At 72.5% G+C, this 11,769-nt stretch carries 13 protein-coding genes; 9 read left to right on the top strand and 4 right to left on the bottom strand.

The features are described 5' to 3' along the window. Positions 1-200: 200 nt before the first annotated feature. The gene (locus tag BLQ97_RS07415) at positions 201-443 is read left to right on the top strand and encodes a hypothetical protein (RefSeq protein ID WP_091364785.1); all 243 of its coding nucleotides are present in this window, start codon (positions 201-203) and stop codon (positions 441-443) included. Continuing rightward, complete coding sequence (locus BLQ97_RS07410; protein WP_091364784.1) at positions 440-1,402, top strand: hypothetical protein; 963 nt, start codon at positions 440-442, stop codon at positions 1,400-1,402. The genes BLQ97_RS07415 and BLQ97_RS07410 overlap by 4 nt, the downstream gene beginning before the upstream one ends. A gap of 61 nt (positions 1,403-1,463) precedes the next feature. On the opposite strand, the gene BLQ97_RS07405 is transcribed toward BLQ97_RS07410, so the two are convergent. Together BLQ97_RS07405 and BLQ97_RS07400 are read right to left on the bottom strand one after the other, a co-directional pair. Beyond that, complete coding sequence (locus BLQ97_RS07405) at positions 1,464-2,477, bottom strand: exonuclease domain-containing protein (RefSeq protein ID WP_217637089.1); 1,014 nt, start codon at positions 2,475-2,477, stop codon at positions 1,464-1,466. Next, positions 2,474-3,046: a DUF6218 family protein gene (locus BLQ97_RS07400; RefSeq protein WP_139173506.1), complete on the bottom strand. Its 573-nt coding sequence runs from the start codon at positions 3,044-3,046 to the stop codon at positions 2,474-2,476. Before BLQ97_RS07400 ends, BLQ97_RS07405 begins: the two co-directional genes overlap by 4 nt. A 149-nt stretch (positions 3,047-3,195) precedes the next feature. Between BLQ97_RS07400 and BLQ97_RS07395 the strand changes: the two genes are divergently transcribed. The 7 genes from BLQ97_RS07395 to BLQ97_RS07365 all read left to right on the top strand — a co-directional run bounded on the left by BLQ97_RS07395 (position 3,196) and on the right by BLQ97_RS07365 (position 10,093). Next, positions 3,196-4,143 (top strand): tyrosine-type recombinase/integrase, encoded by a 948-nt coding sequence (locus BLQ97_RS07395; RefSeq protein WP_175471633.1) that lies wholly within the window; start codon positions 3,196-3,198, stop codon positions 4,141-4,143. Beyond that, positions 4,140-5,609: a hypothetical protein gene (locus BLQ97_RS07390; RefSeq protein ID WP_139173504.1), complete on the top strand. Its 1,470-nt coding sequence runs from the start codon at positions 4,140-4,142 to the stop codon at positions 5,607-5,609. Before BLQ97_RS07395 ends, BLQ97_RS07390 begins: the two co-directional genes overlap by 4 nt. A gap of 39 nt (positions 5,610-5,648) precedes the next feature. Beyond that, entirely contained in the window at positions 5,649-6,014 is a 366-nt protein-coding gene (locus tag BLQ97_RS07385; RefSeq protein WP_091364778.1) for a hypothetical protein, read from the top strand. A 107-nt stretch (positions 6,015-6,121) separates the two neighbouring features. Beyond that, on the top strand, positions 6,122-6,433 hold the full coding sequence (locus tag BLQ97_RS07380) for a hypothetical protein (protein ID WP_091364777.1): 312 nt from the start codon (positions 6,122-6,124) through the stop codon (positions 6,431-6,433). Positions 6,434-6,581: 148 nt separating this feature from the next. Further along, positions 6,582-8,348 carry a hypothetical protein gene (locus BLQ97_RS07375; RefSeq protein WP_091364775.1) on the top strand — a complete coding sequence of 589 codons (1,767 nt, stop codon included), beginning with the start codon at positions 6,582-6,584 and terminating at the stop codon, positions 8,346-8,348. Between the two features lie 75 nt (positions 8,349-8,423). After that, positions 8,424-9,548, top strand: a complete 1,125-nt coding sequence (locus BLQ97_RS07370; RefSeq protein ID WP_091364774.1) for a hypothetical protein — start codon at positions 8,424-8,426, stop codon at positions 9,546-9,548. Between the two features lie 263 nt (positions 9,549-9,811). Next, a complete protein-coding gene (locus BLQ97_RS07365; RefSeq protein WP_139173502.1) occupies positions 9,812-10,093 on the top strand; it encodes a hypothetical protein in 282 nt (93 codons plus the stop codon). 214 nt (positions 10,094-10,307) lie between these two features. On the opposite strand, the gene BLQ97_RS07360 is transcribed toward BLQ97_RS07365, so the two are convergent. Together BLQ97_RS07360 and BLQ97_RS07355 are read right to left on the bottom strand one after the other, a co-directional pair. Continuing rightward, entirely contained in the window at positions 10,308-11,147 is an 840-nt protein-coding gene (locus BLQ97_RS07360; protein WP_091364771.1) for a DUF2182 domain-containing protein, read from the bottom strand. Between the two features lie 4 nt (positions 11,148-11,151). Then, complete coding sequence (locus BLQ97_RS07355) at positions 11,152-11,754, bottom strand: DUF1326 domain-containing protein (RefSeq protein WP_091364769.1); 603 nt, start codon at positions 11,752-11,754, stop codon at positions 11,152-11,154. Between the last annotated feature and the right edge of the window lie 15 nt (positions 11,755-11,769).

The following is an 11,769-nucleotide window of genomic DNA, read 5'->3' as shown; positions in this document are numbered from 1 at the left end:
GCTGGGTTCATCACTGTTCACTTCGTTGGAGCGGAGCCCGGCGGGCGGTAGCCGTCCAGCTCGCCTTCCTCGAGCCGACAGGGATGGTTCGAGCTACCGCACGGACGTCAATGGTCTGTGCGACGTGCTTGATGTCACTCCCTGCGGTTAGCGTCCGACGGCAGGTAAGGGACTGGGTTAGAACGTCTGCGGGGGGCGAGATGACGGGCGGCAGCTTGCGGTCGGAACTGCTCGACAGCGACATCGAGGCGCCGTGCCCGAACTGCGAGTACCCGGTGTGGATCCGGCTGGTGGAGGTCGTCGCGCACTGCGCCGTCCTCTGCCCGGCCTGTCGATGCCGGATCTGGCTCACGGATGCCGACGGATCAGTGCAGAACGCCGCCACTGACATCGACAACGCGGTGGATGACCTGACGCGTCAACTCGGAGGGATGTTCAGGTGAGGTACCAGCAGGACCTTCAGGTGGCGCTCCGCGACCGCCTTCGCCGACTGATGACGACCAGCTACACCGCGTACGGGCACGAAGCCGCCCTTGTATGCGACTGGATCTCGAACCAGCCCGGGCTGCGCGCGATCCTCACCGACATCGCCGGCGCGGAGCCGGACGTCACGGTCGACGACTGGGAACAGGCGTGCGCGCAGGCCCAGAACCTGGTCTGGTTGACCAGAACCGAGGGAGGACGCGCCCGCCTGATCTGGGAGTGGCTGAAGCTCGTGGCCGAGGATGAAGCCCCGGCTCACAACCGTCCGATGACGATGATCAGCGGTGAGCGCAACATCAACACCATCCTCCGTGAGGTCACCGAGGCGGTCGTCATGCCGCTCTTCGACTACCTGGGTGAGCGGATCGGCAGCGAGAGCAGCGTCCTCTACTACCTCGAGCGGTACGTCCGCCGAGTCGAATGGTTCGACCGAGAGGACCTGTACGAGCGCTACTCGGCGAACACGCGCCAGGGCGAGAAGGTGTACGACGATCACCTCCGGCGCTTTCTGTTCGACCAGGGCCTAGACATGCCGTTCTCACAGCCGAAGTCCGCCTCCGGTCTCTCCGACGTCATCGGCGAGCTGGATACCGACGACCCGCTCGTCTGCGAGGTCAAGGTGTTCGACGCGGGCAGCCACGACAAGCGCGGCATCGCCTCCGGCGTCCACCAGGTCATCCACTACGCGCAGGACTACGGCAAGTCAGCCGCCTACCTCGTCGTGATCAACCTGAGCGGCCGCACCCTCGAACTGCCGACCGACGGCACGGGCAAGCAGTGGCCCCCGTTCGTCGACATCGGGGGCGTCCGCGTCCACCTGATCGCGGTTCGTGCGCTTCCCACCGTCAGCGCCAGCAAGATGGGGAAGGCCCGGCCGGTGATCATCACCCGCGAGGATCTCGCCGATCCCGACCTCTGATCGTCCGGAGGCCGCAGCGCACGATGATGGCCACTGCGACGGTGACAGACATCTGCCGGTCTCAGGCGAGGACGGCGTCCCGGACGCCGGAGGTGCGGGTCTCAGCCAGGAGGTCCACCAGGTCGCCCTCGGTCAGGACCTCGATGCGATGGCCCCTCTCTCGCCAGAGCACGGCCTTCGCCGCCTTGCCGGTCCAGAAGTCCGCGGGGTCGTGGCCCGTGAAGCCGTCCCCGACGACGAGCATCGTCGTCCGCTTGTTGACACCCTTCTCCACGACGGCGCCGCAGCGGGCGACGGCTTCCCAGGCGTCCTGTCGGCGGATGCTCAGCGCGCCGGTGAAGACCATGACCTGCCCGTACAGCGGGTGCTCCGGATCGGCGTCGGCCGCGACGTCGGGCAGCTGCGGTCCCGCGTAGGTCGACGTGCCGCGGCATCCCGCCCAGGCCGCGGCCTCCAGGCGTCCGGTGAGCACCTGCAGGCCCGCGAGCAGGGCACCGAGGTTGTCGGCACCCCGGCGGCGCGCGATCTCCAGGACGACGTGCGCACACGCCAGTGCGTCCGAGCCCGCCTCGTGGTGCGCCGCGAGATCCACGCCGCACTCGGCGGCCACCATCGGCAACCGGTAGGAGATCAGGTCCAGCGCCCGCCGCGCCATGATCAGCGAGCACGCGTAGTCGGTGGTCGGCCACTCCCGGTCGACGGCGACGCAGGCCTCACGCAGCGCCGCGATGTCGAAGGCGGCGTTGTGCGCGACCAGCGGCAGCCCGCCGGAGAGCTCCAGCAGCTGGTCGAGCCGATCGGCGAAGGACGGCTGGTCGGCGACCATGCCCGGGGTGATGCCGTGCAGGCTGATGTTGATGCCGTCGAAGTGGTCCAGACCCGCCGGGGGTCGGGTGAGCCACGAGTGGGTGGAGACCACGACGCCGTCACGGACGACAGCCGCGCCGATCGAGCAGATGGAGCCGCGCCGGGCGTTGGCGGTCTCGACGTCGATGGCCACGAAGTCCAGTCCGCCGGCAACCGAGCCGATCGCGCCCTCCAGCGGCGGCCGGGGCGCCGGCAGCAACCCCGTCACGCCGCCGCCCTCCGCGACGCATCCCGGATGACGGCCGGCAGCGGCCGGTCGGCCGGGCCGCCGAGCTCGCGCATGTAGCTCCGCTTCAGCCGCTCGTCCTCGACCGCGTCCCAGGCCCGGCACAGGTCGTTGAGCCACCGGCCGATGCCCAGGGCGCGCGCGGTTCGTGGATCCCCGCCTGGAACATGCACGGCCTCGATGTCCAGCGGCTCGGGCAGAGTCGGCCACCGCGGTGCGGTCAGGTTCTTCTTCGTCTTGGCGGCCTCCTTGTAGGCGGCCTGCAGTTCGTCGCGGACGGCGATCACCGCGGCCAGGGTCGCCTCGGGGTCGAGCAACCGTTCGGTGGCGACCTCGTGCTCCTTCAGCGCCATCTCGCCGTCGGCGGTGAACAGGGCGACGCGGGTCGCGGTCAGCGCCTGCAGCGTCTGCCCGCGATCGGCACCGTCGACTACCCACGCGCCGCTCAGCCGGGACATCCCGGCGACGCGGGGGCCGAGGTCCACCCACCACACGACCGGAGCGCCGTCCATCGCGTCGACGATCGCCAGTACGGAACTGCCTGCGTTCACCATTTCCTCCCCGGACATGCGGTGACGCACCGTATCTCGACCGTCACAGGAAATGCGGGAAGTGCCCTCCTCGGCGAATGCAGCCGGGAATGGTGCCAGCACGGTGCGCGCCGTCCGGGGACGTGTGGGCCCCGGTCCGGAGGCGATCTGTGGCACGCAGGATCACCGGCCTCCCGAACGGCCACCATCAGGCTGTTCCGGATCCGGCCGGCACGCTGGATGACGAACTGGCGCTCGCGCTGGAGCAGTGGCGCAGGGCCGGGACGCACACCGACGGGACGCTCGCGCGGCTGACCGAGACCACCGCGGCGTTCGCGCGGCGGCTGCACGCCCAGGGCCTCGGGTCGTTCACCCAGGTGACCGCCGCGAACGCCGCGGCGTTCGTGGAAGCACGCACCCGGCAGGGCGCGGCACCGGAGCTGGCCACCCGGCATGCGCGGCGGACCGCGCTCCGCACTCTGTTCCGGACGCTGCGGGCGCTCGGCCTGCACACCTCCGACCCGACGCTGGACCTGGTTCTGCCGCCGCGGGGCCCGCTGGTCGCCCGGCCGCTCACCGACGACGAGGTGGGGCTGTGCCGGGCGAGTGCGCAGATGGGTGCCGGGGCCAGGTCGCAGATGCGGGCGGTCGCGTGGGCGCTGGGCGAGGCCACCGCCCTGTCCAGCGAGGTCACGATGTTGCGCGTCCGGGACGTCGACGACCTGGATCGACCCACCGCCGTCCAGCTGCCCGGGACCCGCGACCTCGACGCCCGCCGGGGTGAGCTGTCGGCCTGGGGCCAGCGCGTGCTGCGCCGCCGGGTCACCACCCTGCTGGAGAACGGCGCGACCACCGACACGCTGCTCTGCTACGCGGGAGCGGCACCGCCGGGCGGAGCGAAGGCGCAGGCCTCGGCCTGCAACGCGCTGCGCAACGTGCTTGCCGCGGCCGGGCTCGGGGCCGAGCCCGACGTGCGGCCCGCGTCGCTGCGGCACTGGGCCGGGCGGTGCCTGTACGACCGGGGCGCCCGGATCGAGCAGGTGGCCCGTGTGCTCGGGCACCGCAGCCTGGACATCACCGCCGCACACATCGGCCTGGACTGGCGGGGCGCCCGATGAGCCGCCGCAGGGCCCGCAGCACGGGGCTGACCACGATGGAGCAGGTCCGGGCGGTGTTCCGGCTGCCCGCGCTCTACCAGCTCGGGGCGCTGGTGGAGCGGCGGCCGGTCGGCCGGCCCGCCGAGTTCCCGCCGTACCTGCTGCTCGCGTACGGGGTCCTGGCGCGGGTCTTCCGGTCCGGCGCCCGGGTGGAGATCGAGCTCGCTCAGGCGGACTCGTGGTCGGTCATCGTCGACACCGTCGAGCAGATGCGCCGCGAGCGGCCCGACCTGGAGATCCCGGCGCCGCCCCGGCGGGCACCGGGCTGGGACGCCTACAAATACGCCCGCAATCGGCGGTTCACCGCTCCGGAGGTGCTCGAGGACCTGTGCGAGGAGTTCACCGAGCTCGCCGTCGCTCAGGCCCAGGACGCCGGGCTGCTGCGCGCCGACGGCCCCGGGTCGCTCTGCCACCCGCACCGCAGCCGCGTCGTCTATGGAGATGGAACGGTCGTCTCGCCCCTTTACCGCCCGCCGGCGGCCAAGCGCGTCAAGGAGGAGGACGGCAGCACCCGCACCGTCTACCTCGACGCCGCCGGCAACGAGATCGACGCCCCGCGCAAGCGGCACGACCCGGACAGCGCCGAGCACCACGGCCACACCGGCCCGGTCCACGGGCAGAACTTCGTCGGGCTGTACGCGCGCGGCGACGGTCCGCACCAGCGGATCGTGCTCGCCGTCGACCGGGTGCCCCGCCCCGGCGCCGAGGCCGAGACCGCCGTGGCGCTGTTCAAGCGGGTGCACGACGTCGCCGGCTCCGGCATCCAGGCGGCCGTCTACGACGGCGCCTGGCGGGGACGGCACATCAACGACGTCATGGAGACCTGCGGCGTCGTGGTGATCAACAAGGTGCACTCCACCTCCCGCTCCCCCGGCCGCCGGCGCACCACCCCGGCCGAGGGCAACCCCCGCTGGTACGCCCTCGGCACCTGGGAGCACGACACCGCGAGCGGGCCGTGCACGCACACCCTGGCCGCGGTGGACGGCGCGGTCAGCGAGGTCGGCCTGGACGCTGAGGGCGCCCCGGTGGTGCTCGCCCGGCTGGTGCGCAGGCAGGTCAAGCGACCGCGGCGCAAGAACGGCCGCTACCACTTCACCGCCGGCTACACCGTCCCCTGCCCGGCGGGTGAGTTCCTCGCCTGGATCACCCCGCACCCGCAGCACGAGGGCGACACCGGCCGCCCGGACGCCGTCCGGCTGATTGCCGAGGGCGAGGACGACTTCAAGAACCTGTTCCCGCTGCGCAGCGACAGCGAGTCCCACAACTCCGGCTTCAAGCGGACGTTGCTCGTCGACCGCGCGGCCAGCCTCGGCGGCCGTCGGCAGCTCCTGGACTTTCTGTGCTTCGGGCTGCTCACCAACGCCCTCACCGCGCACCACGCCGCAGCGGCGGCCAACTCAGCGGCACCCCTCCGGCTCGCCGCCTGAACCCCCCGTCCCACGCCCACCCCGTCGGAAGGACCGCCCATGCCCGCCAACAGCGCCCACACCCCCCGCCCCACCGAGCAGCTCCACCGGCTCCCCGACGCCGCCGCGGTGCGCCTGCTCGCCGCCCGCCTGCACCCCGACGCCACCGATGCGGTCGCCGGACTGGGCTGCCGGCCCACCACGGTGGTCGAGGCCGCCGAGGCCCGGGTGCGCTACCTGCTGCTGGTGTTGGCCCTCGACGGCACGCCCGTCACCTGCCCGGACTGCGCCGGTGACCTGACCCGCGGCATCCCCTGCGCCCGGGAGTACGGCGCGTTGATGGCCGCGGTCCGCAGCCAGGCCGACCGGGCCGGCCGCCGGCTCGCCCGGCTGGCCACCTCCGGCGCGCTGCACGACTGGGACTGACGCACTTGCCGTCCCATCCCCTGCCGCAACGGTGCCCGACCGAGCGGACGACCGCTCCGCGCCCCCGGCACATCCGCCGGTCCCCGCGCCGCCCAACGGAGGTACTCATGCCCACACCGCTCCAGCCCGCGCACCGGCTGCTCCGCCGCCAGCTGCTGGAACACCGCGAGGAACTCGCCGCCGCCGCGATCGAGCACCTCGCCCACGACCTGCCCGGCGCCGACGTCCTGGCCCGCGCCACCCACCTGGTCGAAGAACTGCTGCGCGCCCGCTTCCCCGTCACCTGGCAGCAGCACTACCCGGACTGGATCCGCTCCGACGCCGGCCGGCTGCACGCCACCGACACCCCCCGGCCGGATGCCTGCGGGATCTGCCGCGCCGCGGCCCGGAGCAGCACCGCACCGCCCGCTGCGGCCTGACCGCAACCCCCACCACGACGAGCCCCGGCCACCCGCCGGGGCTCGTCGCCATCTGGCCTCGCCCGACCTTGCGGGCGACTGCCGATGCGGTGTCCGGCTCGAACGGTCCCCGGACGTCCCAACCCGACGTCCCCCGAAGGACCACCCGATGCACCGCCCCACCAAGCCCGCGGCCAGCGGCTACCAGGCGCAGTTCACGGCCAACAGCCCGGCGACCCCGTTCCTGATCGACGACCGGCCCGCGCTGATCGCCCTGCCCCTGGCCGGCCCGCGCCGGAAGAAGGAGGGCCGCGGCGGCGCCACCGCCAACCTCGTCGTGTTCCGCACCCTCATCCGGAGCCCCCTGCTGCCGGCGTTCACCGCCGCGCTGCCCCGGGCCCGTGGTGGCCGTCCCACGCCCCTGCCCGACCTGTACTGGGTGTTCTACGGCTGCGCGATGCGCGAACTGGCCAGCAACGAGCAGCTCGATCAGGAGCTGCCGCAGGTGTGGACCGAGATCCGCAAGGAGTTCTGGTTCGAGCACCGCGTCCTGCTGCCCGACGCCCTGCCCAACGGCGAGATCCCCGGTGGCAGCTACAGCTACCGCAAGTGGCGCAAGCGCCGCTTCTTCCCCGAGAAGAAGACCAGCCCGCTGCCGGACCTCGTCGGCCGGCTCACCGACATCTCCATCCCGCTGGCCCTGGCGGTGCGCGCCGCCGAAGGCGGCGACGTGCCCCGGGAGCTCATCGACCCTGCGGTGTGGGACATCGTCGCCATCGACGGCACCGTCCTCAACGCCCCCTCCGACGTGCGCCAGGAGCAGGTCGTCGACGACAACGGTGAGGTCGTCCGCGACACGGATGGGAACCCCGTCCTGCAGGTGACCGGCAGCCGCGCGAAGAAGGGCCGGCCCCGCGTGCACCACGACGTGACCGACGCCCGCGGCAAGGAGCACGGCGCCAAGCACGGTCTGTACAACGTCGTCGCCACCACGAAGGGCCTCGACACCTACACCCGTGTCGTCCTCGGCCTCGACATCGGCGACCCGGGCGAGGGCGAGGACCCGGTCGCCATGCGCGTCCTGCGCGGCATCTACAGCCGCGCCGGCCATGTGTTCCCGGTGCTGACGATCGACGGAGTCGGCAAGCCGGGCATGTACCAGGACCTCGTCTCCGAGTTCGGCGTCTACGTCGTGAACCCCCAGTCCGCCCGCGCCCGGAACAAGGGCGAGGCGCAGGCCGACCCGGCCAACGCGCACCTCACCGGCACCACCATCCGGCGCTACGGGGTCAAGAAGGACCAGGCCAAGCTCACCTACGACACCCCGCTGGACACCGTCTGCCACGAGGTCGACGGCGTGGCTCACGACCACCACCTGGTCGCCGACGACGGCGCCGTCTACGAGACCGACCTCCCGGCTACGCGCGGCAGCCGGGTCCGCAAGCTCGGCATGCTCACGCCGACCGGTGTGGGGCGGCGGCGCGACACCGACGGCAGGTACTACCTGCTGCTCACCCTCACCGGCAGCTGCGCGCACGGCGGCGACTTCACGGTCACCCTCGAGCTGCGCTGGACCAAGCCGGTCAAGGACGGGCGGGTGCCCTGGCGGTCGATGATCGCCAACGTGCGCGTCATCCCCGAGGCGCTGTTCGAGAAGTACTGCCTGACCTTCGGTAAGCGCAACCAGATCGAGAGCTTCTTCGGCTGGCTGGAGAAGCGGTTCTACGTCAAGGACCGGCACGCCAGCTGGGGCCGCGAGGCGCAGCTGCTCGACCTGGTCTTCTCCGCCCTGCTGCACAACACCGAGGCCTGGGCCCACCTGGCCTACCGGCACCCCGCGGCCGCCGCCGACCTCGCGCGCGAGCTGGCCGACCTCCCCGCGACCATCTCGAGCATCAACTCGACCTCAGTCAAGGAGGAGCTGCTCGCCGCCTGACCGGCGACTGACAACGCCACAGGGGCTCCGGACGGTGCACCGCGTTCACACCGCGACCACCGACCGGAGCCCCTCGTGCTGCAGCCCACCACCGACCGCTACGACTACACCCGCATCCTGCGTCGCACCGACCCGACCATCGCCCCGCTGTTCCTGGCGGACCTCGACCAGGCCGTCGACGTCTCCGCCGAGATGACCGGCGACCTGACCGCGACCCTGCCCGTCATCGCCGACATCTGGCAGCAGGTCAGCCCCGACCCAGACACCACCGCGAACATGCTCGGCGTCCTCGTCGCGTTCAGCACCACCGCGACCGCCGCCGGCGCTACCACCTGGCACGACGTGCCCACCGAGCTCATCACCGAGTTCATCCACGCCTCCGGCCGCGCTGCCGGAGAGGTGTGCCGGCTGCGCAAGAACGTCGTCCACGGCGCCTACCTGGCGCTCTACGACGCCGGTCTGTTCGATGACGTCAGCCCGGCCGCGGGCATCGACCCCGTCCGCGGTGAGATCCGCACCGACGAGCGCGGCCGCCGCCGCGGCAACGCGCAGCAGACCAGGACCCGCAAGGCCGATGCCGACCTGGTCGCGATCAGGACCGCCACCCACGACGAGATGCTGATCCTGCGACTCGCCACCCGCCTGGCCGTGACCTCCCGGACGCAGCAACTGCCCGCCGCCGCCGTCGCCATCTGCTCGTCCTCGGCCACCGCCGCCGAGGCCGCTCAAGTCCTCTGGGCGCACGTCCAGACGGACGCGACCCCGCAGATGAGCCTCCCCGGGCAGCTCGCCGTCACCGGCCCCACGCTGCACCGCATCGCCCCCCGCACCGTCGCGCTCGACCCGTGGGCCGCCGAGGCGCTGACCGACTGGCGGACCGAGCGCAAGGCGAAGGACAAGCCCGGCAACGCCTCCCGCGTCGCATCGGGCCAATCAGTCATCTACACCGGTGGCAAAGCCCTCGACAGCGACAGTGCCCGGATCGCTGCCGACCAGCAGATCGGCAAGGCCGTCGAGATCGCGGACCTCAACCGCGAGCTCGGCTTCTCCGCCGGGTCGCTGCGACTGTGGGCCGCCGCCCGCCACGTCACCGAGTTCGCCAGCCTCATCCACGCCGCCGCTATCGCCGGCATCGACCCCCTCGAACTCCACCGACAGATGATCCGTGCCGCCGACCGCAGGTCTCCGCGCTGCCGCTGATCGACCGCCCCACGGCATGCTGGAAGTCCCCGTGGCATCCGTGGAGTCCCGGGAGATCGGGTCCCGGGTAAGCGGCATGCCGCTGTCCCTGAAGCGCGGCACGCGCCCGGTGTGCGGGTCTGGGACTGCGAACTCACCGGCGGCGGTGACGTGGCGCCCGCCCGCATGGAACAGGTGGCCGGCTACGGAGGCGGGCCGGTCGCCGGTGACAGTTCGAGGCCGAGGTGCCTTCGTTCCTGCTGCTTACCCGGCACACTGGGTGCGTGCGCGACCTGGACGAGGGTGCCGAGCGCCAGCAGCGTGCGTTCGACCGTGCTGTCGCGCGCGAATGGGAGGCCATCGCGGCGCACGAGCGCGCGGCTGTCTTCCACGACTCCACGGCCGACGTGCTGGCGCAGGCAGCGCTTGGCGAGCTGGACGAGGTGAGGTCCGCCGGAATGGCTCGGCGAGCGGCCAACGAGCGGCGTCTTGCGGAGACAGCGCGGGAGCGCGCGCAGACTGCCCGGGCACGGCTGGCAGCGGAAGGGGTCACCGTCGAGGAGTAGGACCGGCTGCGGCGGGGACGTTCCAGAAGAGGCCCAGCCGCATTCCGAGATCGGCTACTTCGCGTCCCCGAACGGGACAGGGCAACCACCAGCGGATCCCGAAAAGACGCAGGTGAACGCAGTTGTTCCCATACCCCACGCCGGCGGGACACGGGAACACGTCCCGGGACGAGTCTAGGGACACCGCCGGGGCCGACTCCCGCGGCGCCGGGGGTCACGGCGGCGCGGCCCCCATCGGCTCCATCCCGCCCGTCCCGTCGGCACCGGGGACGGTCAGGGCCGGGACCGCCTGCGGCGCGGTCAGCACGAGCAGGCCCAGGGTGAGGAGCACGGCCGTCGTCCCCCAGGTGGCCACGCGCCGCCACGGCAGCGTCTTCTCCACGGCGATGAGCGCGGCGACGACGGCCATCCAGACGACGCTCATGACGCCCAGCGCGAACAGGGCCGCCATCAGCGCCCAGCAGCAGCCCACGCACCAGGCGCCGTGGCCCGCACCCATCCGCAGGGCACCCCACCGGCCCTCGCGCCACGACCCGAGGAGGTACCCCAGCGGGCTGCGGCACCGGCCGAGACAGACGTCCTTGAGCGGGGTCAGCTCGTAGACCGCCGCGACGAGGAGGGTCGCGCCGGCCACCCACCGGCCCGCGCGGTCCCAGGCGAGCACGTCGCCGGCGGCCCGGGTCACGATCGTCAGCAGCGCGAAGGCGAGCAGCCCCGCCGCCGTCCACGCGAGCAGGTAGCCGGCGACGAACAGCGGGGGCGACAGCGGCGAGCGCCGCCGGGTCATCCGGGAGTACAGCGCGACCGTCGGCGCGACCGACGGGAACATCATCGCGGCCGTCATCACGACCCAGACCGAGAGGAACCAGCCCAGCGTCCCCAGGGCGGTCCACGGGCCCCCGTCCATGCCCTCCATCCGGCGCACGGTCCACCACCAGCCGACGCCGGCGAGGACGAACAGCGCGGCCACCAGCCCGGACCGGGCGCGGACGGCGGCGAGGGCCGGCGCGAGGCCCCCTCCCCCGGGGACGCGTTCGGGCGCCGGGGCGCTCATCGGCTCAGGCGGCCCAGGAGAACTCGGCGGTGGACAGCCCCGTCCTGCCCTCGTACCGGATGCCGAAGGCGTCGATCCGCGAGCGCCGGGCCTCGGCCATGGTCAGGTCCGACCCGGCCGGGTGGAACATCCCGTCGAAGCGGACCGGCCGGCCGTCCTCGACGCCGAAGGGCACGATGTCCTCGATCTCGAAGTCGATGACGTCCCCGACGCGGACGCTGTGCAGCAGCCCGTCGTCGCGGATGTCGATCGCCGCCCGCTCGACGCCCACGACCTCGCCGACCAGCGGGGCGAGCGCGGCCATCGGTCCGCCGAGCTGCCCGCCGAAGACCCGCGTCAGCGCGTCGAACTGCGCGTCGGTGGCGTCCTCGTCGACGAAGAGGCCGAGCCGCCAGTTGCCGTCGGTCATGACCTTCGGGGTGTCGATGATCGTCACCACGCGACGGCCCCCGACGTCGGTGCCCTCGACCTGCCCCTGGCGGACGGCGAAGGCCAGGGTGGCGCGGCAGAAGTCGTAGGTCGCGCCGTGGTCGAACGAGAGGTTGCACGGGCACATCAGCTCGCACGAACACGTCTCGGCGTAACTGCCCCTGAGGTCCCACGCCATGGCCGGCCCCCTCCG

Source organism: Geodermatophilus telluris (genome assembly GCF_900102745.1).
In the GTDB taxonomy this organism is placed as follows: Bacteria; Actinomycetota; Actinomycetes; order Mycobacteriales; family Geodermatophilaceae; genus Geodermatophilus; species Geodermatophilus telluris.
Note: the sequence above shows the minus strand (reverse complement) of the source record. Positions and strands in the feature narration are given on the sequence as shown.

What these genes read in the sequence shown, in the direction of transcription:
- BLQ97_RS07355 (WP_091364769.1), bottom strand. Translation starts at nt 11,754, where the DNA reads ATGGCGTGGGACCTCAGGGGCAGTTACGCCGAGACGTGTTCGTGCGAG.
- BLQ97_RS07360 (WP_091364771.1), bottom strand. Translation starts at nt 11,147, where the DNA reads ATGAGCGCCCCGGCGCCCGAACGCGTCCCCGGGGGAGGGGGCCTCGCG.
- BLQ97_RS07390 (WP_139173504.1), top strand. Translation starts at nt 4,140, where the DNA reads ATGAGCCGCCGCAGGGCCCGCAGCACGGGGCTGACCACGATGGAGCAG.
- BLQ97_RS07375 (WP_091364775.1), top strand. Translation starts at nt 6,582, where the DNA reads ATGCACCGCCCCACCAAGCCCGCGGCCAGCGGCTACCAGGCGCAGTTC.
- BLQ97_RS07415 (WP_091364785.1), top strand. Translation starts at nt 201, where the DNA reads ATGACGGGCGGCAGCTTGCGGTCGGAACTGCTCGACAGCGACATCGAG.
- BLQ97_RS07380 (WP_091364777.1), top strand. Translation starts at nt 6,122, where the DNA reads ATGCCCACACCGCTCCAGCCCGCGCACCGGCTGCTCCGCCGCCAGCTG.
- BLQ97_RS07385 (WP_091364778.1), top strand. Translation starts at nt 5,649, where the DNA reads ATGCCCGCCAACAGCGCCCACACCCCCCGCCCCACCGAGCAGCTCCAC.